Below are 26,269 nucleotides of genomic sequence, written 5' to 3'. Positions count from 1 at the left end.
TATTTATTTTTTTAACCAATTACTAGAAAAATCACAATCTTTATAGTCTTCACCAATTTTAATGTAGGTATCCATTATTTTTTCTTCTTGCCACTTTTCAATAGCGTTGATTCGTTTTTCATTAAGAGCTAGCTCTTTAATTTTTAAATAGTCCGTTGCATAATCAGCTTCATGATCATCAATTCTACCAGTAACCGTTAAAATTTTAAATTTTATTTTACCAGTTCTCTCGGTTTCGGTTAAAACAGGACTGACCTCGTTATCCTTTAAACTTTGAATCTGGGTATATAATTCCGTATCCATTTTAGTCAATTCAAATTTATAATCTTGGGTTTTCGGATTAATCATTTGTCCGCCATCAACTCTGGTTTCCTTTCTATCGCTAGATTCCCTTGCAGCCTCCTCAAAAGTAAGATCACCGGAAACAATACTTTCTCTTATTTTATCAATGCGTTCTCGTGCTTCTTTTAGTGCTTCATCCGACACTTTAGGGATTAAAAGAATGTGGCTTACATCATATTCTTTACCTCTTATTTTTTCAACTTTAAGAATGTGGAATCCAAACTCTGTTTCAAAAGGATCTGAGATGTCTCCTTCTTGCATAGAAAATGCAACTTCTCTAAACTCTTTAACCATTTTTGGCTTATCTCTGTGCATTGTGCCTACACTACCTCCCGACCTACCAGATTCTTTATCATCAGAGTATAAAACTGCTTTAGTACGGAAACTAGCACCATTTTCAACAACATCCCTTTTATATTCTTTTAAGCGGTCAATGATTATTTGTTTGTCTTCACTAGACACTTTAGGATCAACAACAATTTCGGCAACTTTCAATTCCGTACCAAACGTTGGTCGTTGTTCTTTTGGGATTTTATTAAAAAACTGCCTAACTTCCTCGGGTGTTATTTCTACTTCTTCCACAACTTTCTCTTGCATTCTTCCTGAAAGTTTATTGTTTTTTATGGACTCAAATATTTCCTCTCTAAGACTTTTTTCATCCTCCTTTTTATAAAATGCCACAAGACGTTCCATTGATCCGTTTGTGGATTGTAAAAATTGATCAATAGTATAATCTACTTCTGCTCGCACCTCTGCATCAGTAACAATAATACTATCTTGGATGGCATGATGTGCGTATAATTTTGATTCTAGCATGCGTCCAAATAACTGGCAATCTGTTACACCATCTAAATTAGCCCCCGAAGCTATTAATTGTTGTCTTTCTTTTGGGATATCCGATTCTAAAACAATAAAATCGCCCACTACGGCTGCAACACCATCTACTTTACGAGGTTTGAAAGCTTCTGTAGAATCCACTTTCACTTCAGTAGGTGCTTCAATCTTTTCATCTTCAATAATTTCCTGAGCAGTTATAACATTAATCAATAATAATGTTAAGCTTAATGTGACTATATGTTTCAAATTAATTGTAAATTTCAAATTGTTTGTTTTTATTGGCATCTTTAGTTATATCCTTTTCTAATTCTCTAATTATTTCCAGCTTCCTTTTATTAATAACGATTTGGTCTATAGTAGGTTTTACGTATTCTAAAGGAGCCGTATCATTACGTAATAATACATCATTTATTTGCATCAAATATACTCCTAATGAATCTTTGAGCTCTATAAAATTAGATTTTTTTAACAGTTGATCCCTGTTTTCGGGTGTGATTACTGGAATTTTATCAACTACCTGACTTGCTTTAACCCAAATGGAATCTTTTAATGAATAGGATTTAAACTGAATGGATAAAGAATCGAGTTCTTTTCTATCTGCCAAATTAAAGCGTTTAAACTTTTGTTCAATATTTTTATAATTGATAATATTCTCATTTACATGAATGTATCTAAATTTAAGAAGATCTTCATTCAATTTAAAAACTTCCTTATTTAAACTATAATACACTTCGGCTTCTGCATTGGTTACACTGGTATCGATGCTTCTTTTTACCAATGCTTCGATATAAGCTTTAGTGTACAAATCGTTTTTATATTGTACCACCAGTTTATTAAAGGCTTCCTGCTGTTCTTCACTTAAATTGCGCATAGCACCATCAACAAACAATTGTTGTGTTGCCCATTTATTAATAAAATTTTGAACCAAAAGGATGCTGTCTTCTTTACTGGTGCCCTCTGATACCAGATCTTTTATATCCTCATAATATAGATACGTGTCATTAACACGTGCCACAGCGACTCTATCATCTACTTTTTTAAAAAAATGACAGGATGTAACTAATATAAATACTATGATTATTCTAAAACGCACTTACTGGTTTTTAATTTGAGATTTTACTTTATTTAGTGATTCTTGATTCACTTCTACTTTATATTTTGTTTTAAGTCCCTCAAGCCATTTGTTTTCTTTTGCAACTTGGTAATCTGATATAACTTCGCCTCTAGCCTCCTCAAATGTTTTTATTTTTTTTGGGAGAACATCTTTAATCTGAACTATTACATAAGCATCATGATGCTTGTATATTTTGGACACACCTTTTTTTAATTCAAAATTATCTGGAAGTGCTTGATGGCTTGCCTCCATAACATCTGAAGTAAAAAGCACCTGAACTTCCCCATCAGTATTTACAAGATTTTTTATATCATCTAAATCCATATTTGAAGCCAATAATTGGGATACTCTTTTTATGATATTTTGTTTTGCTGAAGAGGCTATAATGGCATCCATTCTTTCAGGAAAAAAATAATTTTCTTTATGGTTATCATAGAACTTTTGAATCTCTAATGAATCTGATTGCGTAGTATTCCAAATAACGTTTTCCATCAAATCAAATAATAGCAACCCATCCCTATATTCGTTAACAATATTGGCAAAGTCCTCATTTTCATTTTCCAAATTAGCTTCTTGGTATTGTACCAAACTAGTATTTAAAAATGAATCGTAGGCTTTTGCAACTATATCTGTATAGGTTTCTTTTACGGAAGCATTACTCTGGTTTTTAACTAAATAATCGCCAAAATCTTTATAGGTAAATGGTTTATCATTAATTTTAAATACTATTTTATCTCGTTCAAAATCCGCTGGCAATTGCCATGAACGCTTAAAATAGCTTTCATTTAAAAGGGATCCAAAATAGGCTAATGCAGGCTGATGATTGTTAACACCATATTTAGCTTTTAATTTATCAAACAAAGCCTTATCTATAATTTTAGAACGATCATCACGCTTTACTTGTGCTTCCAACTGGGATTTTAAATTTTGAAAAGGCTCTACTGGTTTTTTATCATAAAGCTTAACAATGTGCCAACCAAAATTACTTTTAAATGGTTTTGACACATCACCAATATTATCTAATGTAAAAGCGACATCTTCAAATTCTTGTGAACTTAACTGACCTGATGTGAAGGGCGACAGTAAACCACCTTTTGATGCAGAATTTGTGTCATCCGAAAATTGTTTTGCCAGTGCTTCAAAATCCTCTCCTTGATTAAGTTTTTTATAAATGTCCTGAATTCTAATCTCAGAATTAGCAGCTATGGAATCCCCATTTTTATCAACCACCATAATATGCGCTACGGTGCGTTCTCCTCTAGATTTTCGTTTGTTTTTCACATAAACGATATGATACCCAAATTGGGTTCTAAATGGTTGTGATATCTCTCCTACTTTTGTATTGTATGCTGCTGTTTCAAACGGATAAACCATCTTAAATCCGGAAAAATAACCCAAATCTTCACCAAATACAGTTTGTCCGTTATGCGCTTCCTTTCTAACAGTTTCAAACCCTTCTTTTATAGCGCTGTCGCGAAATTTTAATATGGCGTTGTAGGCGTCCAAAGTATCTTGGACACTTGCATTTTGGTCTACCCTTACTAAGATGTGCGACGCTTCAACTTCATTTAAAACTCTATCATAAGCTTCTTCAACCAAGGCGTCCGTTACGTTACTATCGGTAACAAAATTTTGTGCAAGTTGTTGTCTATAAGTGCCTAATTCTCTAATATAGGATGGTTTTTTATCAAAGCCTAAAGATTTGGCTTCCTTAAGTTTTAATTTATAATTAATGAACATATTTAAATATTCATCCACATCTTTTTGTGATTCATCTTGAACCAAATTCAAATTTTTATTATACACCCTAATAAATTCAGACGTATAAATAGAGTCTCCACTAACCGTAAAAAGAACGTCTTTGCTTTTTGATTGTGCCTGACCTTCCAACAAAAACAATGTCAATAAAAAAACAGAATAACACTTCAACTTCATGTAATCTTTTAAATTTTAGAGTAGCAACAAAAATACTAATATTAACCTATAATGCAAGTTGCATTAACAAACGTTTAAAAAGCTTTTATAGTATTATAAAATTTCCAATAAAAATGAACCTGTATATTTGCTCTTCAAACAGAAATCAATGCGCAAACTAAAACTTATTTGGGATTTTCATGGACCAGATGCCAACAAAATTGCACAACATCATGAAAAACATTTAAAAGACTATATTATTATTGAAAAATTAAATATTACCATCACCGGTGTAGAAACTTTAAGCGACATACATGCCATTGCTTTTTTGGTTTTAAATGAAGCACAAATGAAACCTATTAGGGATGCTTTAAAACCGCATAGAGGGCAAGTTTATATTCATGAATGAAAAATGATTAACTTTTTAGGGTATATGACATTCGTCATATTTTATTTTACAGAATCATAATATCTTCGAATGATTAAACAACTAATCATGATATTATGAATTCCAATATTTTTAAATGGGCGCGAATTATTTTAGGTTTATTTCTAATTGTATATGCCTTAAATCAATTTTTACATTTTTTACCAACATCATATGGGCAAATGCCAGAAGATTCCATGTATTTTATAGATGCTAGTGCCATGTACTTACCTTATTTATACATTCTTGAAATTTTAATAGGTTTACTCTTGGTTTTAAATAAATGGACCCCTTTTATAGTTATTGTTTTATTTCCATTAAGCCTGTCTTTCTTAATTTTCAATATGACCAACAATGATATTAGCAAATTTTGGCCAGCCTTAGTAGTTGCATTTTTAAATATTATGTTGCTAATGAATAATAGCAAAAAGTACAAACCTCTTTTTTCATAAAATTTGGAGGATGTTTATTTTAGTAAAAAAAGCGTTGAAATAATATTTCAACGCTTTTTGGTTTCTGTATTATATGTGTTAGCTTAATCCATATCAAACCTCACCCCAATAGAAATATTATTTTGCTTTATTGCTTGGTCATTAAAAATGGGTGATAAATCGTATTTAACATATAATGCTGTGTCATCAAAAGCTATATATCCGCTAACACCATAAACCAAATTGGTTGTATTAAATCCTCTTTTTTGTTTTTCCTTGGTGCGTTCTCCATCAATTTCATATTTTAATTTTTGACGTGTGCCTATATTAAATCCGCCATAGCCACCTAAACCTATTTTGAATTTATTGCTAGTTGAATACCTCATATAATTATCCTTTTCTATTTTTTTGGAAGGTCCAAATTCCAAATGAACTGGAAACACTAAGTTGGAAACAGATAATTTCACTTTTTTTAATTCATAAGGAAAGTTTTCAAGAACAGTTTGATTGCCTTGTTGCACAAAATGATAGTTATCAGTTGGCTTTAATCCGTTTATTTGAAGTGACACACCATATTTTAACCTCATAAAATTACTGTTATCAAATACACGCGTTTTCCAAGCCGTACCTATTTCAAAAAATCGTGAACCTCCAAATTTATAAGGAGAATCATCCAAGCTTTCGCCTTCTATAATGGCATTGTTAAAACCAAAGGCTAATACAAAGTCACTTGTGGTTCTTTTATCATATTTCTTGGGTTCATTTTTATCTTTTCTAATGCCATATGGAATATCATTAATCACGATACCAAATTTGTGTTCTTCCCCTATTCTACTAATTCCATAACTATTTCGTTTTAAAAGTGCTATTTTATTATCTGCTATTGCTGTTAGATTTTCTATATTCAATGCCGTTTTTTTAGCTACCTCCATTTTCAGCTTCTCGGCTTCTTCAAGTGTAATATCTCCGTTATCCAACTTTCTATTGATGGCTTCCACCTCTTGTTTTAAATATTTCTTTTCTTCTTCTATAATTTCAGTCTTTACCCTTTCCAACATCTCAATATTCTTTTGATTTTTAATTGCTGGAATGGTGTCTTGTGCATGGATTAATTGCATGCTGAATAGTAGTGCTAACAGCACTAGGTGTTTTGTAATGGTTTGCATAACTGTTCGTTTTTTGTCCCGATAGCTATCGGGATTGATTAATGATTGATGATGATTTTAATTATTTCGATTGGCTACGGCCGATTTTACAGTGCCAAAACTATCTTTTAAAGCTTCAAAAACTTTACTCCTGAACGATTGGTCTATGTCCGCCTCCACATCTTGAAGCAATGATTTGGCATCAACCAACCCTTTGTTAGTATATAATTGGTTTAAATTAATTTCTTTCTGCGCTTTAAGTAACAGCGCATCAATTTCTGAATCGGTAACATCTGCATTGTTATTCTTTAATAGTTGTATTTGGACAACAACATCTTGAATTTTCTGTTCTTCAAATGTTAATTCTTTTGCTGTCGCTTCAGCAAAATGAACTGTTCCATTCTTTAATTCTATTGTTGGGTGGTCACTATTATTAACTACAAGAACCTCCTTGTCATTTGTTTTTTGTTCTATTATAATTGGTTTCTTGTTTTTAATTAAATCTTGCGTTTGAACGCTTTCTTGTAACACCTCTTTAATGGGTTGCGGATTATTAACTATTATAGGATTGCTCTCAACATTTGTGTTATTATAAAACAAAGTGGTGACCAATAAAATGCCCACAAGACTTGCTGCTAAACCCAACCACCAGTAAGGTTTGCTTTTGTGCTTTTCGGTTTTGTTATCTAAGCGTTTAGATAATGTATTCCAAGCATCTGTCGACGGTTGCAATGTTCGGTTGTTTAGCTTTTCATTAATATGATGGTCAAATTTATTTGGTGCCATAACTTGTGGTATTTATTTCTTTTATTTTTTCTTGCAATAATTTTCTAGCTTTAAATAATTGTGATTTTGATGTGCCTTCGGTAATATGCAACATGCTTGCAATTTCATGATGCTTGTACCCTTCAATCGCATACATAACAAATACTATTTTATAGCCTTCGGGAAGGTCGTCTATCAGTTTTTGCAGATCAGCTACTTCAATATTTGTGTTGATGCTATCATCATAATCATTTTCATAGTGTATGTCATCCATTGAAAGTTCAATTTGCTTTTGCTTTCTTAAAAATGATATACTTTCCCTGATCATAATACGTCTTATCCAACCTTCAAAACTCCCTTCATTCTTAAAGCTTTTTAAATGGGTGAACACTTTAAAAAAACCATCTAACATGACATCTTCTGCATATTGCAAATCGGAAATATAATATCTGCAAACGCTTAACATTTTAGGTGAAAACATTTCAAATAGTGTCTGCTGTGCTTCACGATTATTTTTCGCAGCCTTTTCTATAAGCGTAGTTTCGTTTTTATAAAGTTGTATGACTTTCAAAAGTGACTTCATTGGTTGTTCTATTTAAAAAGACGCTAATTTTATTTAAAAGGTTGCCTAAAGGTCAAAAAATAATCATTAAACTCAATTATTTGAATAATAATATAGCGGTTTTTAAGGAAAATAAAATTTCTTTTCTTAACTTATCACCTCATTATGAAGAAATCAATTAAGTCATATTAAATTTATGTTTTTAATTTTTTAATGATGATATTTTTGGTAAAAATGAATAAACACTGATTTTTATTTACTTAAAACATGAATTTATTGAATATTTTTCAATAAATTTTTACATTTGTTAGAGACATTAAAACTTATGGAAAACACCAACCTTTTTTCATCCTACAATCAATTACCAAGCACTTGGGACGAGATGTACTGTACCGATTCAAAGATAAGAACTCAGTATGAGGGATTTATAGAATATTTAAAAAATACATCTCCTGAAAAATTAACAAAAAAAGAAGAACTTTCTAAGCAATTATTCATGAGCCAAGGTGTCACTTTCACAGTCTACAGCGACAATGAAGGAATTGAGAAAATATTCCCTTTTGATATTGTTCCAAGAATAATAACTGCTGTGGAATGGGAAAAAATTGAACGAGGCATCAAACAGCGTCTTAAAGCTTTAAACCTGTTTATCAAGGATATTTACAATGAACAATTCATTATTAAAGATGGTATTATGCCAGGTGAATTAATTTATTCTTGCCCCAGTTTTTTACGCGAAATGAAAGGTGTGAAAGTCCCTTATGATATTTATGTACATATTTCTGGAGTAGATTTAATTCGTAATAATGATGGCGAATTTTATGTACTCGAAGATAATTTGCGTACACCTTCTGGAGTTAGCTATATGTTAGAAAACAGAGAAATATCCAAACGCTTATTTCCTGGGATTTTGCCAAAAAACGGTGTGCGTTCGGTGTCTAATTACCCAAACATGCTCTACAAAAAATTAAAGGAGCTTTCCAATAATTTGAATCCTAATATTGTACTTTTAACTCCCGGCATTTACAATTCCGCCTATTATGAGCACACGACGTTAGCCAGACTTATGGGTATTGAATTGGTAGAGGGAAGTGATTTGGTTGTTAAAAATCATTTTGTTTACATGAAAACCACTAATGGTTTAAAACAAGTGGATGTTATTTACAGACGTGTGGATGATGATTTTTTAGACCCTTTAGAGTTTAATGCCAAAAGTATATTAGGTGTTGCGGGTATTATGGATGTTTATAGAAAAGGAAATGTAAATATTGTAAACGCCCCTGGAACTGGAATTGCAGATGATAAAGCCATTTATATTTACGTGCCCGATATGATAAAATATTATTTAGGTGAAGAGCCTATTTTAAAAAATATTGAAACTTATCAATTAGGAAGACCAGACGAACTTGAACACGTTATTAAAAACATAAGAGAAATGGTTATTAAAAAAACCGATGGTAGTGGTGGGTACGGTATGCTAATGGGGCACGAAGCGAATGATGAAGAAATAAAAGACTACATAGATAACGTCAAGAAAAAACCTGAAAATTTTATAGCGCAACCTATTTTAAGATTGTCTACAGCCCCATGCTACATAAACGGTCAATTGTCCCCTCGCTGTATAGATTTAAGGCCATTTGCTCTTGCTGGCCGGGATGGCATCGATATTTGTCCGGGTGGTCTTACTAGAGTCGCCTTAAAAAAAGGTTCTTTGGTAGTAAATAGTTCTCAAGGTGGTGGCAGTAAAGATACATGGGTAATACAATAATAATCAGAAAAACATTAGTATGTTAAGTAGAGTAGCAAATAATCTCATTTGGTTAGAGAGGTATATGGAACGTGGAAGCGGTATTTTAAATTTACTTAAAGTAAATTTTTATGCCAATCAAGACTCTCCTGAACTCTTTTCCTGGACGCCAATCATTAAAAATTTCACGACCTCAGACAATGAGTTTTATACCGAAGATGCCATAGAATGTATCGAATTTATGGTGTTTAGTTATGAAAACTCGAACTCTATTATAAACATAGTAACCAAAGCCAGAGAAAACGCGAGAAGTGTTCAAGAACATATTTCTAGGGAACTATGGCTTAGTATAAATAATTATTACTTGTATCTTACCAATAAAGATTTGCCTAAAAAACTTCGTGAAGAAGACCCCATACAATTTTTGGAAGATCTTAGAAATTATCATTTGATATATAATGGTACGGCTGATGTGACACAAGAACGAGGAGCTTCTTACTATTTTATGAACGTCGGTAAATTTTTAGAGCGTGTTATTCAAATTTCAGACTTTACTGCTATTAAGCTTATAGAAATTGGAAAGACATCCGATAGTTTAGAACAAAGTTTTTATTGGAAAAATTTATTGCTTTCCGTTGGTGGCTATCAGTTATATTTAAAAACACACAAATCCACTTTTAACGAAGACCATGTCATCAGAATGGTATTTCAAGATAAATTGTTCCCAAGATCGGTGTATTATTGTGTAAACAAATTAAACCGACATATAAACCAACTTATTGAGAGTGGTGAACTTGAAAAAAATAATATTGAATTTTTATTGGGAAAATTGGAAAGTACCATTAAATACACTACTATTGAAAATATTAATAAACAAGGTTTAAATAACTTTATTAATGATATTAAAACCGATATTCGCAATATATCACTGAACATTAATGCGGTGTACTTTTCACAAAATAATTGATTCAAGAAATCATGGCTAAATTTTACATTAAACATCTTACAAAATACACATACAGTAATTCAGTGATTGATGCCGCTAATTTAATTAGGCTTCATCCTATAAATGATGAGTACCAAAAGGTGTTATCCCATACCATTGCCGTTACTAATAATGCATATATTCAAACGTTTACGGATTTCTACAACAACACGTTCGGCACCTTTATGATTACAGAACCCCATAAAGAGCTATTTATTGAATCTGAAGTAGAAGTTCTTACGTTTGATAAAATTTTTCCTGATGACAGTGTGGCTATTGATGAACAATGGGCTGAAATAAAAGCGATACAAAGGCATATAGAGTATATAGACTTCACATCCTATAACAAAGCTTTTGCAACCAATCAAGAAGTACTGAATTTAATTGAAGCTATTGATACCAAAAACCATTCACCCTATAAAGTGGTTTTAGAACTTTGCGAATATGTATATAAAAACTTCAAGTATATTCAAGGAATAACCACTGTAAACTCTACCCTAGAGGAAGTTTGGGATTTAAAAGCAGGCGTTTGCCAAGACTTTACCAATGTATTATTGCAATTTGTTAGAATGATTGGAATTCCCGCACGCTATGTTAGTGGTTATATATGCCCAAATGAAACTATAACAAGAGGCGAAGGTGCTACACATGCATGGATTGAAGCTTACATCCCTTTTTATGGATGGTTTGGTGTAGACCCGACAAACAATGCCATTGCTAATGAAAACCATGTGCGTTTAGCCGTTGGAAGACATTATGACGACTGTTCTCCTGTTAAAGGTGTTTTTAAAGGAAATGTTGAAGATAAGCTGCTTGTTAAGGTAGATGTTAGCACAACAAAAAACAATCATTTGGATTCTTTCAAAACAAAAGATTTTATGCCTTCATCTACAAATAACAGCTATTTGCAGAATTTGGAAATCATTCAGCACCAACAACAACAGCAACAGCAACAGCAATAAAAAGTTCTAACTCTTTTTTGTGAAATTTCATTACCTTAGTAAGTATATTTTTATATGCGCAAAGCATATAAAATACATTATTATTAAATTAAAAATGGATGATGAAATCAATTGTAGCCTTAGTAATAGTTGTTTTAAGTTTATTAAGCTGTAGTAACACACAAAAAGAAGTTAGTTCATTAAATACAGAAAATTGGTCTAAAAGAATGATAGACTTAAGTAAGAAAGACAGCCTTGAATTTGGCAAATCGTATCTTTCAATTTATTCACAGATTTATAGTTTATCAGAACACAAAACCCACAACTTAACCGCCATGGTAAGTTTAAGGAACATAAGTGATTTAGACACTATTTATGTTTTAAAAGCTGGTTATTATGATACGCATGGTAAATTAGTTAGAACTTATTTTAATCATCCCATATTTCTGGCACCAATGGAAACAGCAGACATTATTATAGATGAAGTTGACACTACGGGAGGCACTGGTTCCAATTTTATATTTGAGTGGAAAATCCCTAAAAACTGTCCCGAACCTTTATTTGAGGGAGTCATGAATTCAACTATGGGGCAGCAAGGACTATCGTTTACTACAAAAGCAATTCGCATTAAATAATATTTGAATTTAGATTGATTTATCGTCATATATGAAGATTTACACACCATTTAAAAGATGAAAAAAGGAATAAATACTGTTGAAGACTATATAACTAAATTTCCTAAAAACGTTCAGAATAAATTACAGTTAGTTCGTAAAACCATTTTAAAAAATGCCCCAAACGCCATTGAAAGTATTTCTTATGGTATGCCCGCTTATAAACTGAACAAAAAACCGCTTGTTTACTTTGGCGGATTTACAAAACATATTGGGTTTTATGCAACGCCTACCGGACACCAAAAGTTCGAATCCCAACTTTCTAAATATAAACAAGGAAAAGGGTCTGTTCAATTTCCTTTAAGTGAAGATCTACCTGTTGATTTGATTACTGAAATTGTAGTTTTTCGAGTTAATGAAAACAATCAAAAATAACATGAATCAAGAAATAGCTGCATATAATGACTATCTAGAATTTGAGGAACGTCAAATATGTGACTTTTTAGCCGTTTTTATTTATAGACAATTACCAGACGTAGAAAGCAAAATTTGGCACAGACATCCCGTTTGGTTTTTAGATGGAAACCCAATTGTTGGTTATAGTAAATTAAAAAATGGCATTCGCTTGATGTTTTGGAGTGGCGCAAGTTTTAACGAAGAGGATTTAAAATTAGGTTCTGGTAAATTTAAAGACGCTTCCATACTTTACACTTCTATCACCCAAATAAATAGCATGGATTTAGAAAGGTGGATTGAAAAGTCAAAAGACATTCAATGGGATTATAAAAACATCGTAAAACGAAAAGGGGTGTTAGAACGGTTAAAATAACTAGTTATTTCTTCCTATCAATAACATAATTCACCATTAATTCCAGTGATTTTTTATAATCTGATTCTGGATAGACTTCAAGCAGTTTTAGAGCTTCTTCTTGAAACAAGTTCATTTTATTGATGGCATAATCCAGACCTCCATTATCTTTTACAAAAGCAATCACTTCTTTTACGCGCTTACTATCTTTATTATGATTTTTTATGGAATTAATTAACCAGTTCTTATCTTTTTCAGATGCTTGATTAAGCACATAAATTAAAGGCAAAGTCATTTTTTGCTCTTTGATGTCGATTCCCGTTGGCTTACCAATTTGTGCATCACCGTAATCGAACAAATCGTCCTTAATTTGAAAGGCCATCCCTATCAATTCACCAAACTTGCGCATGGTTTCCACATGATCGGATTCTGGTTTTACCGAGGCCGCACCCAAACTACAGCAAGCTGCTATGAGCGTTGCGGTTTTTTGACGAATGATTTCATAATAAATAGCTTCTGTAATATCTAGCTTTCTAGCTTTCTCTATTTGAAGTAATTCGCCTTCGCTCATTTCACGCACAGCGATGGAAATAATTTTAAGCAAATCAAAGTCATTATTATCAATAGAAAGTAATAAGCCTTTTGATAATAAATAATCACCTATTAAAACAGCTATTTTATTTTTCCAAAGGGCATTGACTGAAAAAAAGCCCCTTCTGCGGTTACTATCGTCAACCACATCATCATGCACCAAAGTAGCGGTGTGTATCAATTCAATAACCGAAGCGCCTCGATAGGTACGCTCGCTAACTTCGCCATTCGATACCATTTTAGCAACCAAAAACACAAACATGGGGCGCATTTGTTTGCCTTTCCTATTTACAATGTAAGTCGTAATTCTGTTAAGCAAAGCCACTTTACTAGCCATAGATAACAGGAACTTTTGCTCGAAAAGATCCATTTCATAGGCTATGGGTTGTTTTATTTGCTCTACTATTTTCATTTAAAGTTTAAATATACTATTTCAAATGAATTAAATTAAAAGTTCATTGTTATTTAATTAGTGGATTCCCTTCCGATAGCTATCGGGAGGCGCAGGAATGACAAAAATATATATTAGGATTTATTAGCTAATTGTCCGCAAGCTGCATCAATATCTTTTCCTCGGCTTCGGCGCACATTCACTACAATTCTATGTTTCTCTAAATGATAAATATAATTTTCTATAGCTTCTGGGCTTGCCTGCCGGAATTCGCCATCATCAATGGGATTGTATTCTATAATATTAACTTTACAAGGCACATATTTACAGAATTTCACAAAAGCATCGATATCTTTTTGGCTATCGTTAATACCTTTCCAAACCACATATTCATAACTGATTTTCCGATTGGTTTTCATGTACCAGTATTCCAAAGCCTCTTTTAAATCTGCCAAAGGAAAGGTTTCGTTAAACGGCATGATGGATGTTCTTACCTCATCAATAGCGGAATGCAGCGACACAGCCAAATTAAATTTAACGTCATCATCTGCCATTTTTTTAATCATTTTTGGCACACCAGATGTTGACACCGTGATTCGTTTAGGAGACATCCCCAAACCTTCTGGAGAGGTAATTTTATCAATGGCTTTAATGACATTATTATAATTCATGAGCGGTTCGCCCATGCCCATAAAAACAATATTACTAAGTGGTCTGTTAAAATATAATTTGCTTTCTTGGTCGATGGCAACCACTTGATCATAAATTTCGTCAGGATTTAAATTACGCATGCGTTTTAATCTTGCGGTGGCACAAAATTTACAATCCAAACTACAACCAACCTGACTGGATACACAGGCTGTTGTTCTAGTAGCAGTTGGTATTAAAACAGATTCTACAATTAAGCCATCATGTAATTTTACTGCATTTTTTACGGTTCCATCTTTACTTCGTTGCATGGTATCAACCTGAATGTGGTTGATAACAAAATGATGTTCTAAAAGATCTCTGGTTTCTTTTGAAAGGTTGGTCATTCCATCAAACGAATGTGCCGCTTTTTGCCAAAGCCATTCGTAAACCTGATTGCCTCTAAATGCTTTATCACCTTGTTTTATAAAGAAATCCCTAAGGTCTTCTTTTGATAATGCCCGAATGTCTTTTTTTGTAACTGTCATAAGATGCAAAAATAATGAAAAAAGCCTCCCTTAATCCCTCCAAAGGAGGGAAACTCTAATTTGAAAAAAATTTCTAAAACTTTAAAAAAGAGATTCCTGCCTTACTCATTGATTCTTATTTTAGAATATGTATCCGTGAATCTCACATTTCGCGGTAATGACAAAAAAGAAAAGCCCTGAATACACAAGGCTTTTAAATTTATATTATTAGCATGGCATCACCGTAGCTATAGAATTTATACTTTTCCTTAATCGCTTCTTGGTATGCTTTTTTAACAAAATCTACGCCACCAAATGCTGATGCCATCATTAACAATGTTGATTTTGGTGTGTGAAAGTTAGTAATCATGCAATTTGCAATACTAAAATCGTATGGAGGGAAAATAAACTTGTTGGTCCAACCTTCCATTTCGTTTAACTTGCCATTTGAGGATACTGAACTTTCTATAGCGCGCATAGCTGTTGTACCTACGGCACAAATACGCTTTTTATTTTTAATGCCATTATTAACAATGTCTACCGCTTTTGAATTAATAATTAATTCTTCACTATCCATTTTATGTTTGGATAAATCTTCTACCTCTACTGGGTTGAAAGTTCCTAAACCAACATGTAAAGTGACTTCGGCAAAATTAACGCCCTTAATTTCCAATCGTTTTAAAAGGTGCTTTGAAAAGTGAAGTCCAGCCGTTGGTGCTGCTACAGCACCTTCATTTTTAGCGAAAATCGTTTGGTAACGTTCTTCATCTTCTGGTTGCACTTCTCTTTTTATATATTTAGGGAGTGGTGTTTCGCCTAATTCGGTTAGTTTATTTCTAAATTCTTTATAAGAACCATCATATAAAAAACGTAATGTACGTCCGCGAGATGTTGTATTATCTATAACCTCAGCAACAAGCGTATCGTCATCACCAAAATATAATTTATTACCTATTCTTATTTTTCTGGCAGGGTCTACTAAAACATCCCAAAGACGTTGCTCTTCATTTAATTCCCTTAATAAAAACACTTCAATTCTAGCTCCTGTTTTTTCTTTATTACCATACAATCTTGCAGGAAATACCTTTGTATTGTTTATAATCATGACATCTCCTTCGTCAAAATAATCCATGATATCTTTAAACATTTTGTGCTCTATGGTTTGTGTTTTTCTGTTTAAAACCATCAAACGAGATTCGTCCCTGTTCTCTGCTGGATATTCTGCTAATAATTCGTCTGGTAAATTGAATCCGAAGTGTGATAATTTCATTTAAAATAATGTTTAAAAGTTTAAGAGTTTAAAAGTTTAAAGTTTTTGCTTCAGCTTTTAAAAATCAGGCTGCAAATATACAATCGTGAGATAGGCCTTGTCAAGTAAAAACCAGTTTATTATTTTGTTATTTTAAAACCAATAGATTCTAGGTCTTCCCAAAAGGTTGGATAGGATTTTGAAACCACGTTCGCATCTTCAATTATTATATTTGTTTTTAATGCCAAAGGTGCAAAAGCCATAGCCATTCTATGGTCGTGGTACGTGGCAATGGGAATATTTTTATTTATTTTTTCAGAAGGTGATAGATGCAAAGATTCGTCGGTTATGTCAACCTCTCCGCCCAACTTTTCTATTTCGGTTTTTAAAGCTACTAATCTGTCTGTTTCTTTAATCTTTAATGTATGGAGCCCTGTTAAATCGCATGCTATTCCTAATCCGAAACAGGTTACAGCGATGGTTTGAGCAATATCTGGTGCATTTTGAAGGTTTAAAGTTAAAGGTTGAACATTAAAAGTTTCTTTTCTTAAAGTAATTTTGTTGTCATTAAAAGTCGAAACGACTCCAAAATGTTTATAAATATCTACTAAAACGGAATCGCCTTGTAATGAATTTTCCTTGTAGGAAGACAAGGTTATTTCTGTACCAACGCCGCATAAAGCCACAATACTAAAGTAATAGGATGCCGAAGACCAATCGGATTCCACTATTAAGGTTGTTGGGTTTTGAGTGTTAGGTGTTGGGTGCTGGGTATTGGGTTTAACATTTATTGTATTTTCAATAAAGGATGTTTCTATCCCGATTTCTTCCAAAAGTGCCAATGTCATTTTTATGTACGGAATGGATGTAATATCTCCTTCGAGCGTTAATTCCAATCCATTTTCAAGTCTGGATGCAATTAATAGTAAAGCCGAAATATATTGGCTACTTACATTTGCTTGAAGCGACACTTTATTATTTGTTAACTTTTTCCCTTTTATTCTTAATGGTGGAAAGCCTTCATTATCTGTATAACTAATATCTGCTCCCAGCTCATTTAATGCATCAACTAAAATTTTAATCGGACGTTCTTTCATACGTTGAGAGCCTGTAATAATAACTTCCTTACCCTCTTGAATAGACAAAAAAGCGGTTAAAAAGCGCATGGCCGTTCCTGCATGATGAATATCTATAATATCAGAATCTGAAATTAATGCTTGGGTCATTAAATTACTATCATCAGAATTTGAAATGTTTTCCAAAGTAAATTCTGGGTACAAAGCTTTTAATAAGAGCAATCTATTAGATTCACTTTTAGAGCCTGTAATGGTGATCTTTGATTGACGATTTACGATTTGTGATTTGTGAAGTGTAATATCCATTATAATGTATTAAAAAAACGCTTCTTCCAATAGCTATTGGAAGAAGCGTTCAAAGATACTTATAAATTATTTTAATTTTTCATTATTATGATGCCTATCATGATCGCGTTTAGCTTTCTTGTCCATTCGCTTATTAAAAGCCTCTTGTAAATCGACACCTGTTTGGTTAGCCAAGCACAAGACCACAAATAAAACATCGGCGAGTTCTTCTCCCAAATCTTTATCCTTATCACTTTCCTTTTCGCTTTGCTCACCATAGCGGCGCGCAATAATACGTGCTACCTCACCTACTTCTTCGGTAAGTTGTGCCATGTTGGTAAGTTCGTTAAAGTAGCGAACGCCATGGTCTCTTATCCAATCATCTACTATTATTTGTGCGTTTTTAATGTCCATTATATTTTAGTGAGAATAATTTGTTCTGCTTCTTTTTCAATAAATTTATTAAAATATTCCTTTAAACTATCATAATACATAGGTGAAATAATAGGTGCATTTACTTTAGTTGAAACTATAAGTTGGATACTTTTTTCATTTCCAGAAACAAAATATTTAAATTCCGCTAAGTTATCTGGCATAATAACCGCTGCCGGTTCTGGCATATTTTCAATTTTATATCCTTCTGGCAAGTTAATTAATATCCTAAATGCTATTTCTGATGGATACCCAAAATCAACAGGGAACTCTCGCTTTTCTAATTTAAAAGGATTTTCATTTGTTTTTAAAAAGAACATGGGTGAAAAGTATAACTTATCTCCTATAACATCTGCTTGACTTTCTAATGAGAATTTGTATGATTCTGTAATTGGTTCAGATAAATTATAATCGTTTACAACTTCATAATCAGAAACTTCCATGCCATTGTATTTATTTTCAAGGCTTTCCAGAAATTGGTTCTTATCGGTTTCTAAATAACCTGCCCGGTATAACATAGCATCATGATTTGTTTTTACAGATCTATAATTTCCTTCTATATTACCACTTCTATCTAGATTGGCCATCATCGTTACTGTATTTCTAGAAGGTTGGTTTGGATACAAACTTATTGTAGATGAACTTTTATTTTTTCTAATTATTAGTCCTTCCCAATTTAAAGCAGTAGTTGGCAAAATATTTGGCATAGAATACTTGTTACTAGCATCCAAAAGAATGACACCTTGTTCTATTTCTATACCAGATATAACATAATTGTAACCATCCAAGGTTGGGAATAGTGGGATACCATTTTGTCTCGTACTAACCAAAATAGGGTTTGCATTCAAACCTGCATGCCGTAACATAGCTGTTAACATCAAATTTATTTCGGCAACATTTCCTACTTGATCTTTATAAGCCTTCCTTACACCAACCTCTGTATATTTACCAATATAATTATTCCACTTTACCTTGGTTTTTACAAAGTTGAAAATTAATGATGCTCTTGCCATTGGTTCTGAAATAGTACTTATTAAAGCATCGATATCTCCTTCAAAATAACCTGTTTTATCTAACTCAGACCCAAAATTTGGGCTATCATATATGGTTTTAACCACATCTTCCCATGTTGTGGAATAATATTTTAAGGGTGACTGAGGGAACTTTGTATAGGATAATTCATATTGAATAGCCGAACGGTAATTAGCAATATTATTTACATAAGGTTCATCTTTTAATGCCGGGATATCTGAAAGATTATAGGATGTTATTGTTTTCATGAAATCTAAACTAGATGTACTAAAACTAGTTGAAATAGACGCCGCACCAAATCCGCCTCGACCTGACCTTTCTTTACTTGTAAACGTAATTTTATCATTTTTGGTCTCAACTTTTGGTGTCACCATTAAATACCCTTTGGTGTTTAATTTAAAATTAAAATATTCTGGTGTTTCAAAGGATGCTTCTAATTTTTTTACTGGAATGGCATGCTGAAACACGAAATCATCAACATTCCAATAAAAAGGAGAAACAATATTATATTTATACTCAATAACACTTCCTTCTTTTATATTTGGCATTGTAAATGTCGTTTCATTATTATACTTAGAAAGTTCTGTTTTAAAAATGCCATCTTTATCTAGTTTTGTATCTTCTATCTTTCCATCAACCAGATTAAAGGTATTGGCTTTTAAACTTGAAAGTTTTTCTTCATCGCTTCCGCTCTTGTGAAGTTCTACTTTTCTTGTAGCATAATCAAACCCGTCTTGATTGTATATTTTTATACGTTCATGGATATCGGTAATTAGTTGAAATCCTTGGGTTTGATCATATTGAAGATAGGTTTTTCGGTTTTTATATAAATAGGTTGCGTTTGCCGAAGTATCTAAAGGATTTTGTTTTTCCTCTAGTTCTTCTCTCGAAACTTTTCCAAAATCATAGTTTTGAGCTAATGTCGTTATGGAAAAACATAAGCTGAGCAATAATGTGGTGGTTCTCATTTAGTGTTGGTTTTTAATTAGTACTACTTTGGTATTGTCTTGTTTTGATACTTCTATGAAAAAATCCCTAAAGGCTTCGTAATCTTCTTTAGGAAACTCTCCATCATTTACAACAAACTGTCTTTTATAAATTAGTGTATGTTCATCTCTTTTTTCAATTTCAACTCCATAATTTCCAAATTTATTTTCTATGGAAACATTATTAGGCATCGCTTCAATTTTATAATCTGATGGTAGTGTTATTTCAACTTCATCTACATCTTTGAAGCCTCTTTTAATTTTAAGTGGAAATTTTCTATCTCTATATCGATCCGGAATTTCTGTCTGCCTATTTAAAGCATTTAATGTAATTAACATTCTATCCCCAGCTATTTTGGTATAATTACCAGCTATAAAATTAACATCCTCAATAAACGCTATTTGCTCTTTGTCGTTGGTAATTTGCATGTTATTAATGGTAATACCGTTAACATAATTCCATCTACTTTTATAATAGGTATCTAAATCTCTTTTGGTTTGGGTTTCATATATATATTTATTATCGTACTGAATTCCTTTAGAATTCACATTCACCTTTACATCAATATCACCAGTATTTGATACCGCATAGCGTCCTTTTAAGTGTTGGGTATTTTCTTCCGTTGTATATTTTTTGGTATGTTGAATTTTACCTCCTTCTGGTGTTACAACCAACACATCTCTATCATCGGTAAAATCACCAATAAAACCAAAAGGAGCTTTTTGACTGGTGCATTCTAACCAAAGTGTATCGTTTTCTGTTGGAATAGATAAAATAGCATGATTGCCCTGCATGGAAGCAAAATGTGGATCCATACTTCTTTGATTCTCACCTGCGTACAGAACAGTATAATTAGACTCTATATTGGCCGCTTTAAGTAAAGACATGGTGTAATTCGTTAAACCTTTACAGTCTCCGTAACTCAACCTATCAACTTCTGAAGCATTAAAAGGTTTCCATCCGCCAATACCAACTTGAACACTAATATATCTGGATTTGTCCTGTACATATTGATATATTTTTTTTGCCTTATCAATATTATTCTTTTCGTCTTTAACCAAATTTTGAATGTAAGACACCGTTTCAGCTGATAAATCGTTTGTATCTTTTAATAAATCATCATAAATCCATTTTCCAAAGTCGTACCAATTTTCAACCTGAGCCGACACCCCTTCTAATGTAAATTGTTTTGAAGCAATTAATACTTTTGGAGACATATCTACCAAATTAGGGCTATAATCTTCTGGCTTCAAGGCCTCCATGTTTTTTACACTATAGCTAATTTTATTTGAAAGTTCTTCTTTAGTGACATCGAAACCTTCTAAATTAACTTCCTTGGTTCTCATAGTTATATCACTGAGGAAGTTTATAGTATAAGAACTATTTTGAACACTTAAAAAATAGCTATCAATAGGTATGAATGGTGATATAAATGCCGTATTAGATGTGTTTAATGAGTAATTAAATTCAACTGTATAAGGATACGAAATGGGTATATATTCTAAATATTTAACTCTTGAATCAGAATACAATGTGCCGCCATCTACAGCGCTTACATCTTTAAAATCGTTCTTTTTAATTTTTTTTATTTCATTACCAAACTGATTAAAAACCAGAACTTCTAATTCTTTAATTTTTACGTTATTATCATAATGTACATAAGCATCAATATTATCGTTTCCTTGTTTGTTTAAAACAGTAATAATACGTTTTTCAGAAACATCCATATTATTTATAGAATTCAACGAAACATTTACTTGATGCAGCCTAACGACAGCATTAGCATTTTGTTTAAGATTTTCGGGAATTGAAGTGAAAGAATATAAATTTTCTTGTGAAAAAAGATATGTTGTTGAGAATAAAACAAAAATAATCGCTATGCTTTTTACATTCATTTATTGTGCAAAATATGATTAAAGCCTTAAATATATTCTTTTTAAGCTTATAATTACATGAGAAAAATCATATTTCGTTGTAATGCTTAGCTTTTTAGTTTATAAGCTAAAATCTTACAGATAAGATAATAAAATAAGGGAAAGACTATATTCCCATATGTATAATTGTATTTACTCTTTGTTTTTTGAATCAATTATAATGGTTACCGGACCATCATTTGTTAGTTCCACTTTCATATCCGCACCAAATTCTCCTGTCAGAACTTTTTTATTTAAATCTAATTCCAATTGCTTTACAAAGGCCTCATATATGGGAATGGCAACAGCTGGTTTTGCTGCTTTTATATAACTCGGACGATTGCCTTTTTTGGTTAAAGCATGCAATGTAAACTGGCTAACAACAAGAGCATCTCCGTGTATTTCTAAAATGGACTTGTTCATCACACCGTTTTCATTACCAAAAATTCTGAGGTTGGCAACTTTATTACTGAGCCAGTTTATATCTTCTTGGGTGTCTTTATCAACGATTCCCAGAAGGATTAAAAGACCATGACCAATGGAAGCTACTATTTTATCTTCAATTGTTACACTTGCTTTTAAAACTCTTTGAATGACAACCTTCATAAGCCCCTAAATCCCCAAAGGGACTTCTATTTTTTAAATATTTCTTAAACTGAAAACTGAGACTAAATACTGCTTACTGATTTTCCCAATTATCGGTTCTATAATGTTCATCTTCTCCTTCAAGTATTTGAATGTAGCTACGGTAACGTGAAAAGGCAACCTCATCATTATCTAAGGCTTTTTTTATAGCACAGTTTGGTTCTTGTACATGCAAACAATTATGGAATTTACAATGCTGTTTAAGAGCAAAAAATTCCGGAAAATAATCGCCTATCTCTTCTTTATCCATGTCCACAACTCCAAAACCTTTAATTCCGGGCGTATCAATTATTTTGGCATTAAAAGTTAAGTCGAACATTTCGGCAAACGTAGTAGTATGTTGTCCTTGCATGTGTAGTGTTGAAATTTCTTTGGTTTTAATATCTAAAGTTGGCTCAATTGTATTAACAAGTGTCGATTTCCCGACTCCAGAATGACCAGAAAACATATTTACTTTACCCTGCATGATGGATTTAACCTTGTCAACATTTTTACCTGTTTTGGCTGAAACACCAATACACTCATAACCAATCTTTCTGTACACATAGGCCAGAAACTTTACTTCATTTAATGTTTCCTCATCATAGCTATCAATTTTATTGAAAAGCAAAATAGTTTTTATTTGGTAGGCATTGGCCGTAACTAAAAACCTATCGATAAAACTAGTTAACGTTGGCGGATTGTTTATGGTAATCAATAAAAAAACCTGATCGATATTTGCCGCAATAATATGCGTTTGCTTCGATAAATTGACCGATTTTCTAATGATGTAATTCTTTCTGTCGTGGATATTATTAATGATTCCCGAAACTTGATTATTATCAGTTTCCAATTCAAAATCTACAACATCGCCAACTGAAATGGGGTTGGTACTTTTTATCCCTTTCATTCGGAATTTACCTTTAATACGGCACTCGTAAGTGTCGCCTAAATCGGTTTTAACCGTGTACCAACTTCCAGTAGATTTATAAACAAGTCCTGTCATTAATGATTAAATAATTACTTATACAAATTAACAACATTTAGTTATAATATACCGTGAGAAAAAACCATATATTGCGAGATAAACAAAAATCAACAACCACATGAAAAAAATTTTATTATCCATTTTACTATTGGCATTCTTTCAAAGTATGTTTTCACAAACCAGCCTATATGAAAACCCAGATTTTGATGAAATTGCAAAAAGTCACAAAATCATTGCCATGGTTCCATTTAAAACCCAAGTGAAATTGCGTCCAAAACAAATGAAGGACATGACTGCGGAACAACTTAACCGCATTGAAAAATCTGAAGGTGAAAGTATTCAAACAGCTATGTATTCTTGGTTTCTAAAACGAAAAAAGAGAGGTGACCTTGAATCTTTAGACATTCAGGATCCCAGAACTACTAATGCCACATTAAAAAAACAGAATATTGATTATAATAATATTATGGATTCTACTCCTCAAGAGTTGGCTACGATTCTTGGAGTGGATGCGATAATTTCTGGTGATTTTGAAACTAACAAACCCATGTCTGAAGGTGCTTCTGTCGCATTGGGTGTTTTATTTGGGTTTTTTGGGAACACAAATAGTGCCACAATTAATATGAGTGTTCATAATACTGCCGATGGTGTTTTACTTTGGAATTACAATAAAAAAGTTAGTGGAAGTATTGGTAGTGATACCGAAGACTTAATTAATATTTTAATGAGAAAGGCATCACGAAGATTGGCCTATACTAAAAACAGTAAAGAAGAAGAAGGAGAAGAAGTAAAAGATTAATTTTTCAATAAACTATCAAAAAAAGAGCCTCACAATTGTGAGGCTCTTTTTTTTTAACCATTAATAATCTTCTCTTGGTGATTGATGGATTCTTGATGAATCGCTTTAAACATTTTTAAAACAAACTCTTCGCTTAATCCTTTAGATTCTCCTTCAAGAACCATTTTGCCTAATATTTCATTCCACCGTTTGGATTGTAAAACGGCAACGTTTTTTTGTTTTTTAAGAACTCCAATACTATCGGCAGCTTTCATTCGCTTACCAAGTAAATCTATAATTTGATTATCTACAATATCAATTTGAGCCCTTAAATTATCAAGATTCTTATTATAGTCCGCTTCGGGATCGGTCTCTTTTTTTATCTTCAAATCTTTCATAATTTGAATCAATACTTTTGGTGTTACTTGCTGAGATGCATCACTCCAAGCATTATCTGGATCAAAATGTGTTTCAATCATTAATCCATCAAAATTCAAATCCAAAGCCGTTTGAGACACATCAAAAATCATATCTCGTTTTCCCGTAATATGTGATGGGTCATTAATTATTGGTAAATCTGGAAATTTTGTTTGTAACTCAATCGCCAATTGCCATTCTGGATTATTTCTGTATTTTGTTTTTTCGTATGTTGAAAACCCTCTATGAATGACTCCTAATTTTTTAATATTAGCCGTTGCCAAACGTTCAATAGCACCTAACCATAAGGCCAAATCTGGATTCACTGGGTTTTTAACCAATACGATTTTATCGGTTCCATTTAAGGCATCTGCAATTTCCTGAACAATAAACGGACTCACTGTGGAGCGTGCGCCAATCCATAATAAATCTACATCATGCTCTAAAGCTAATTTTACATGGGCTGCATTAGCAACTTCGGTTGCTGTTTTCATACCAGTTTCAGCTTTTACTTTTTGCAACCATTTTAAACCCAAAGCCCCAACGCCTTCAAACATGCCTGGTCGTGTTCTTGGTTTCCAAATGCCTGCTCTGTAATAGTTAACATCCGTATCTTTTAGCTCGTGAGCTATTCTTAATACTTGTTCTTCTGTTTCTGCACTGCATGGTCCTGCGATAACCAAAGGATGATCTAAATTTAAATCATCTAACCAGCCTCTTAATTCCTTCTTGTTTTCCATATCCCTTTTGTCTTTCAGATAGTTTCCCAATACTTCGACTTTGCTCAGTACAAGCGGAAAAAATCTATTTCTATTAATTTATTAACTTTTACTTTTTAACTATTACTTTTTACTTTAATTGATTCCTTTTAATATGTCTTTTATATGATTGGTATTTTTCATCTCATTATAAATGGCTTCAAAATCATCTTGTTTCATCATATCCCTAAAATGAGTGAGGTTTGTAATATATTCTTCTAATGTTTCAATAACATTAACTTTATTCTGTTTGAAAATGGGAGTCCACATTTCTGGTGAACTTTTTGCAAGTCTCACCGTTGAAGCAAATCCACTCCCAGCCATATCAAAAATATCGCGTTCATTTTTTTCTTTTTCAATAACGGTTTTACCCAACATAAATGAACTGATATGCGATAAATGAGAGACATACGCAATGTGCTTATCATGTGACTCTGGATTCATGCGCCTTAGTTTCATGCCAATTGTAGTGAAAAAATTCAACACTTTATTCTTAAGAGCTTCATCTGTTTTATCCTCTTCACAAATGATGTTGGTTTTATTTTGAAACAAATCATATATAGCTGCCTTAGGACCAGAATATTCGGTTCCTGCTATGGGATGCATGGCTAAAAAATGCTTTCTTTTGGGATGATTTTCAACCACTTTACAAATGGCTTCTTTAGTTGATCCTACATCAATGACCAATCCTTTTTCTGGTATGGTATCTAAAAGCGATGGCAATAACTTAACCGCGGCATCAACGGGAATAGATAAAATCACTAAATCGGCATTTACAATGTTATCAATAGTTGCTTTTCTATCAATTAAGTTTAAAGACATGGCTTCATCTAAAGTAGTTTCTTTTCTACTGATGCCATAAATAGTTACGGTAGGGTCTAGCCTCTTTAGTTCTAAAGCTAAACTTCCGCCTATTAATCCAACACCTATGATGTATATATTTTTCATTTTTCCTCTCCCTA

The 26,269-nt window shown here is 32.5% G+C and carries 26 protein-coding genes; 9 read left to right on the top strand and 17 right to left on the bottom strand.

What is annotated here, in order from left to right; all coding sequences use genetic code 11:
* Positions 1 to 3: 3 nt before the first annotated feature.
* From CSW08_RS02880 to CSW08_RS02870, 3 genes are read right to left on the bottom strand one after another with little or no spacing between them, the layout of a single operon-like run.
* Positions 4 to 1,443 (bottom strand): peptidylprolyl isomerase, encoded by a 1,440-nt coding sequence (locus CSW08_RS02880; RefSeq protein WP_317044919.1) that lies wholly within the window; start codon positions 1,441 to 1,443, stop codon positions 4 to 6.
* Positions 1,427 to 2,272: a peptidyl-prolyl cis-trans isomerase gene (locus CSW08_RS02875; protein ID WP_238987190.1), complete on the bottom strand. Its 846-nt coding sequence runs from the start codon at positions 2,270 to 2,272 to the stop codon at positions 1,427 to 1,429. The genes CSW08_RS02880 and CSW08_RS02875 overlap by 17 nt, the downstream gene beginning before the upstream one ends.
* A complete protein-coding gene (locus tag CSW08_RS02870) occupies positions 2,273 to 4,228 on the bottom strand; it encodes a peptidylprolyl isomerase (protein WP_106658404.1) in 1,956 nt (651 codons plus the stop codon).
* 148 nt (positions 4,229 to 4,376) lie between these two features.
* On the opposite strand from CSW08_RS02870, the gene CSW08_RS02865 reads away from it, so the two are divergent.
* Together CSW08_RS02865 and CSW08_RS02860 are read left to right on the top strand one after the other, a co-directional pair.
* The gene (locus tag CSW08_RS02865; protein ID WP_106658403.1) at positions 4,377 to 4,616 is read left to right on the top strand and encodes a hypothetical protein; all 240 of its coding nucleotides are present in this window, start codon (positions 4,377 to 4,379) and stop codon (positions 4,614 to 4,616) included.
* 95 nt (positions 4,617 to 4,711) lie between these two features.
* The gene (locus tag CSW08_RS02860) at positions 4,712 to 5,086 is read left to right on the top strand and encodes a hypothetical protein (RefSeq protein WP_106658402.1); all 375 of its coding nucleotides are present in this window, start codon (positions 4,712 to 4,714) and stop codon (positions 5,084 to 5,086) included.
* Between the two features lie 83 nt (positions 5,087 to 5,169).
* Here the strand turns inward: CSW08_RS02860 and CSW08_RS02855 are convergent, their stop codons facing one another.
* Genes CSW08_RS02855 through CSW08_RS02845 form a run of 3 tightly spaced genes read right to left on the bottom strand, consistent with a single transcriptional unit; the run spans position 5,170 to position 7,558 of the window.
* Positions 5,170 to 6,231, bottom strand: coding sequence for a hypothetical protein (locus tag CSW08_RS02855; RefSeq protein ID WP_106658401.1), 1,062 nt, complete (start codon positions 6,229 to 6,231; stop codon positions 5,170 to 5,172).
* Between the two features lie 57 nt (positions 6,232 to 6,288).
* The gene (locus tag CSW08_RS02850) at positions 6,289 to 6,996 is read right to left on the bottom strand and encodes a hypothetical protein (RefSeq protein WP_106658400.1); all 708 of its coding nucleotides are present in this window, start codon (positions 6,994 to 6,996) and stop codon (positions 6,289 to 6,291) included.
* Complete coding sequence (locus CSW08_RS02845) at positions 6,983 to 7,558, bottom strand: RNA polymerase sigma factor (protein ID WP_238987189.1); 576 nt, start codon at positions 7,556 to 7,558, stop codon at positions 6,983 to 6,985. The genes CSW08_RS02850 and CSW08_RS02845 overlap by 14 nt, the downstream gene beginning before the upstream one ends.
* A 304-nt stretch (positions 7,559 to 7,862) precedes the next feature.
* Here CSW08_RS02845 and CSW08_RS02840 point away from each other — a divergent pair, with 304 nt between their 5' ends.
* The 6 genes from CSW08_RS02840 (at position 7,863) to CSW08_RS02815 (ending at position 12,653) form a co-directional block, all read left to right on the top strand.
* Positions 7,863 to 9,305 carry a circularly permuted type 2 ATP-grasp protein gene (locus CSW08_RS02840; RefSeq protein WP_106658399.1) on the top strand — a complete coding sequence of 481 codons (1,443 nt, stop codon included), beginning with the start codon at positions 7,863 to 7,865 and terminating at the stop codon, positions 9,303 to 9,305.
* Positions 9,306 to 9,324: 19 nt separating this feature from the next.
* A complete protein-coding gene (locus CSW08_RS02835; protein WP_106658398.1) occupies positions 9,325 to 10,251 on the top strand; it encodes an alpha-E domain-containing protein in 927 nt (308 codons plus the stop codon).
* 11 nt (positions 10,252 to 10,262) lie between these two features.
* Positions 10,263 to 11,231, top strand: a complete 969-nt coding sequence (locus CSW08_RS02830) for a transglutaminase family protein (protein WP_106658413.1) — start codon at positions 10,263 to 10,265, stop codon at positions 11,229 to 11,231.
* A gap of 101 nt (positions 11,232 to 11,332) precedes the next feature.
* A complete protein-coding gene (locus CSW08_RS02825) occupies positions 11,333 to 11,845 on the top strand; it encodes a DUF3124 domain-containing protein (protein ID WP_106658397.1) in 513 nt (170 codons plus the stop codon).
* Between the two features lie 57 nt (positions 11,846 to 11,902).
* Positions 11,903 to 12,259, top strand: a complete 357-nt coding sequence (locus CSW08_RS02820) for an iron chaperone (protein WP_106658396.1) — start codon at positions 11,903 to 11,905, stop codon at positions 12,257 to 12,259.
* Positions 12,240 to 12,653 carry a DUF1801 domain-containing protein gene (locus CSW08_RS02815; RefSeq protein WP_317044918.1) on the top strand — a complete coding sequence of 138 codons (414 nt, stop codon included), beginning with the start codon at positions 12,240 to 12,242 and terminating at the stop codon, positions 12,651 to 12,653. The genes CSW08_RS02820 and CSW08_RS02815 overlap by 20 nt, the downstream gene beginning before the upstream one ends.
* 4 nt (positions 12,654 to 12,657) lie before the next feature.
* On the opposite strand, the gene CSW08_RS02810 is transcribed toward CSW08_RS02815, so the two are convergent.
* From CSW08_RS02810 to rsgA, 9 genes are all read right to left on the bottom strand, one after another.
* A complete protein-coding gene (locus tag CSW08_RS02810; RefSeq protein ID WP_106658395.1) occupies positions 12,658 to 13,635 on the bottom strand; it encodes a polyprenyl synthetase family protein in 978 nt (325 codons plus the stop codon).
* A gap of 113 nt (positions 13,636 to 13,748) precedes the next feature.
* The gene (rlmN, locus tag CSW08_RS02805; RefSeq protein WP_106658394.1) at positions 13,749 to 14,789 is read right to left on the bottom strand and encodes a 23S rRNA (adenine(2503)-C(2))-methyltransferase RlmN; all 1,041 of its coding nucleotides are present in this window, start codon (positions 14,787 to 14,789) and stop codon (positions 13,749 to 13,751) included.
* Positions 14,790 to 14,988: 199 nt separating this feature from the next.
* Positions 14,989 to 16,038, bottom strand: a complete 1,050-nt coding sequence (gene queA / locus CSW08_RS02800; protein WP_106658393.1) for a tRNA preQ1(34) S-adenosylmethionine ribosyltransferase-isomerase QueA — start codon at positions 16,036 to 16,038, stop codon at positions 14,989 to 14,991.
* Positions 16,039 to 16,157: 119 nt separating this feature from the next.
* Positions 16,158 to 17,399 carry a 3-phosphoshikimate 1-carboxyvinyltransferase gene (locus tag CSW08_RS02795; RefSeq protein ID WP_106658392.1) on the bottom strand — a complete coding sequence of 414 codons (1,242 nt, stop codon included), beginning with the start codon at positions 17,397 to 17,399 and terminating at the stop codon, positions 16,158 to 16,160.
* Between the two features lie 66 nt (positions 17,400 to 17,465).
* Positions 17,466 to 17,792, bottom strand: a complete 327-nt coding sequence (locus CSW08_RS02790) for a nucleotide pyrophosphohydrolase (protein ID WP_106658391.1) — start codon at positions 17,790 to 17,792, stop codon at positions 17,466 to 17,468.
* Positions 17,792 to 19,810: a DUF3857 domain-containing protein gene (locus tag CSW08_RS02785; RefSeq protein WP_106658390.1), complete on the bottom strand. Its 2,019-nt coding sequence runs from the start codon at positions 19,808 to 19,810 to the stop codon at positions 17,792 to 17,794. The genes CSW08_RS02790 and CSW08_RS02785 overlap by 1 nt, the downstream gene beginning before the upstream one ends.
* On the bottom strand, positions 19,811 to 21,724 hold the full coding sequence (locus CSW08_RS02780) for a DUF3857 domain-containing protein (protein ID WP_106658389.1): 1,914 nt from the start codon (positions 21,722 to 21,724) through the stop codon (positions 19,811 to 19,813).
* A gap of 171 nt (positions 21,725 to 21,895) precedes the next feature.
* The gene (gene dtd / locus CSW08_RS02775) at positions 21,896 to 22,348 is read right to left on the bottom strand and encodes a D-aminoacyl-tRNA deacylase (protein WP_106658388.1); all 453 of its coding nucleotides are present in this window, start codon (positions 22,346 to 22,348) and stop codon (positions 21,896 to 21,898) included.
* 73 nt (positions 22,349 to 22,421) lie between these two features.
* Complete coding sequence (gene rsgA / locus CSW08_RS02770) at positions 22,422 to 23,372, bottom strand: ribosome small subunit-dependent GTPase A (protein WP_106658387.1); 951 nt, start codon at positions 23,370 to 23,372, stop codon at positions 22,422 to 22,424.
* A 100-nt stretch (positions 23,373 to 23,472) separates the two neighbouring features.
* Here rsgA and CSW08_RS02765 point away from each other — a divergent pair, with 100 nt between their 5' ends.
* The gene (locus tag CSW08_RS02765; RefSeq protein ID WP_106658386.1) at positions 23,473 to 24,153 is read left to right on the top strand and encodes a hypothetical protein; all 681 of its coding nucleotides are present in this window, start codon (positions 23,473 to 23,475) and stop codon (positions 24,151 to 24,153) included.
* A gap of 53 nt (positions 24,154 to 24,206) precedes the next feature.
* On the opposite strand, the gene CSW08_RS02760 is transcribed toward CSW08_RS02765, so the two are convergent.
* Both CSW08_RS02760 and CSW08_RS02755 read right to left on the bottom strand, forming a co-directional pair.
* On the bottom strand, positions 24,207 to 25,289 hold the full coding sequence (locus tag CSW08_RS02760) for a bifunctional 3-deoxy-7-phosphoheptulonate synthase/chorismate mutase type II (protein ID WP_106658411.1): 1,083 nt from the start codon (positions 25,287 to 25,289) through the stop codon (positions 24,207 to 24,209).
* 114 nt (positions 25,290 to 25,403) lie between these two features.
* On the bottom strand, positions 25,404 to 26,255 hold the full coding sequence (locus CSW08_RS02755; protein WP_106658385.1) for a prephenate dehydrogenase: 852 nt from the start codon (positions 26,253 to 26,255) through the stop codon (positions 25,404 to 25,406).
* Positions 26,256 to 26,269: the final 14 nt, after the last annotated feature.

The sequence above is a fragment of the Confluentibacter flavum genome (assembly GCF_002843175.1).
GTDB classification, from domain to species: domain Bacteria; phylum Bacteroidota; class Bacteroidia; order Flavobacteriales; family Flavobacteriaceae; genus Confluentibacter; species Confluentibacter flavum.
Note: the sequence above shows the minus strand (reverse complement) of the source record. Positions and strands in the feature narration are given on the sequence as shown.

What these genes read in the sequence shown, in the direction of transcription:
- CSW08_RS02865 (WP_106658403.1), top strand. Translation starts at nt 4,377, where the DNA reads ATGCGCAAACTAAAACTTATTTGGGATTTTCATGGACCAGATGCCAAC.
- CSW08_RS02785 (WP_106658390.1), bottom strand. Translation starts at nt 19,810, where the DNA reads ATGAGAACCACCACATTATTGCTCAGCTTATGTTTTTCCATAACGACA.
- dtd (WP_106658388.1), bottom strand. Translation starts at nt 22,348, where the DNA reads ATGAAGGTTGTCATTCAAAGAGTTTTAAAAGCAAGTGTAACAATTGAA.
- CSW08_RS02760 (WP_106658411.1), bottom strand. Translation starts at nt 25,289, where the DNA reads ATGGAAAACAAGAAGGAATTAAGAGGCTGGTTAGATGATTTAAATTTA.
- CSW08_RS02815 (WP_317044918.1), top strand. Translation starts at nt 12,240, where the DNA reads ATGAAAACAATCAAAAATAACATGAATCAAGAAATAGCTGCATATAAT.
- CSW08_RS02780 (WP_106658389.1), bottom strand. Translation starts at nt 21,724, where the DNA reads ATGAATGTAAAAAGCATAGCGATTATTTTTGTTTTATTCTCAACAACA.
- CSW08_RS02825 (WP_106658397.1), top strand. Translation starts at nt 11,333, where the DNA reads ATGAAATCAATTGTAGCCTTAGTAATAGTTGTTTTAAGTTTATTAAGC.
- CSW08_RS02755 (WP_106658385.1), bottom strand. Translation starts at nt 26,255, where the DNA reads ATGAAAAATATATACATCATAGGTGTTGGATTAATAGGCGGAAGTTTA.
- CSW08_RS02830 (WP_106658413.1), top strand. Translation starts at nt 10,263, where the DNA reads ATGGCTAAATTTTACATTAAACATCTTACAAAATACACATACAGTAAT.
- CSW08_RS02835 (WP_106658398.1), top strand. Translation starts at nt 9,325, where the DNA reads ATGTTAAGTAGAGTAGCAAATAATCTCATTTGGTTAGAGAGGTATATG.
- CSW08_RS02840 (WP_106658399.1), top strand. Translation starts at nt 7,863, where the DNA reads ATGGAAAACACCAACCTTTTTTCATCCTACAATCAATTACCAAGCACT.
- CSW08_RS02820 (WP_106658396.1), top strand. Translation starts at nt 11,903, where the DNA reads ATGAAAAAAGGAATAAATACTGTTGAAGACTATATAACTAAATTTCCT.
- CSW08_RS02870 (WP_106658404.1), bottom strand. Translation starts at nt 4,228, where the DNA reads ATGAAGTTGAAGTGTTATTCTGTTTTTTTATTGACATTGTTTTTGTTG.
- queA (WP_106658393.1), bottom strand. Translation starts at nt 16,038, where the DNA reads ATGAAATTATCACACTTCGGATTCAATTTACCAGACGAATTATTAGCA.
- CSW08_RS02845 (WP_238987189.1), bottom strand. Translation starts at nt 7,558, where the DNA reads ATGAAGTCACTTTTGAAAGTCATACAACTTTATAAAAACGAAACTACG.
- CSW08_RS02860 (WP_106658402.1), top strand. Translation starts at nt 4,712, where the DNA reads ATGAATTCCAATATTTTTAAATGGGCGCGAATTATTTTAGGTTTATTT.
- CSW08_RS02795 (WP_106658392.1), bottom strand. Translation starts at nt 17,399, where the DNA reads ATGGATATTACACTTCACAAATCACAAATCGTAAATCGTCAATCAAAG.
- CSW08_RS02850 (WP_106658400.1), bottom strand. Translation starts at nt 6,996, where the DNA reads ATGGCACCAAATAAATTTGACCATCATATTAATGAAAAGCTAAACAAC.
- CSW08_RS02855 (WP_106658401.1), bottom strand. Translation starts at nt 6,231, where the DNA reads ATGCAAACCATTACAAAACACCTAGTGCTGTTAGCACTACTATTCAGC.
- CSW08_RS02765 (WP_106658386.1), top strand. Translation starts at nt 23,473, where the DNA reads ATGAAAAAAATTTTATTATCCATTTTACTATTGGCATTCTTTCAAAGT.
- rsgA (WP_106658387.1), bottom strand. Translation starts at nt 23,372, where the DNA reads ATGACAGGACTTGTTTATAAATCTACTGGAAGTTGGTACACGGTTAAA.
- CSW08_RS02810 (WP_106658395.1), bottom strand. Translation starts at nt 13,635, where the DNA reads ATGAAAATAGTAGAGCAAATAAAACAACCCATAGCCTATGAAATGGAT.
- CSW08_RS02790 (WP_106658391.1), bottom strand. Translation starts at nt 17,792, where the DNA reads ATGGACATTAAAAACGCACAAATAATAGTAGATGATTGGATAAGAGAC.
- rlmN (WP_106658394.1), bottom strand. Translation starts at nt 14,789, where the DNA reads ATGACAGTTACAAAAAAAGACATTCGGGCATTATCAAAAGAAGACCTT.